The following is a 303-nucleotide window of genomic DNA, read 5'->3' on the forward strand; positions in this document are numbered from 1 at the left end:
GAGGCAATCAGCGAACGCGGCAACACTTCTCCCTGATGACGCAGGAAAAATTCAAGCAGCGTAAACTCTTTACTGGTCAGGGTGATGCGTGTGCCGTTGCGGGTGACCTTTCTGCTGACCAGATCGACCATTAAATCCGCGACCTGAAACTGACTTTCGACAATGACCGCGGCTCCCCGTCGCAGCAGCGTTCTGACCCGCGCCAGCAATTCTGCAAAGGCAAACGGTTTAACCAAATAATCATCAGCCCCCAGCTCCAGACCTTTGACCCGATGCTCAATGGTACCCAGTGCGGTGAGTAGC

1 pseudogene is annotated in these 303 nt (G+C 54.5%); it reads right to left on the reverse strand.

The features are described from left to right. Positions 1-303, reverse strand: a pseudogene (gene cusR / locus FDX22_RS32340) (copper response regulator transcription factor CusR); the annotation flags it as partial.

It is taken from the genome of Citrobacter sp. TBCS-14 (assembly GCF_005280805.1).
Lineage (GTDB): Bacteria > Pseudomonadota > Gammaproteobacteria > Enterobacterales > Enterobacteriaceae > Citrobacter > Citrobacter gillenii.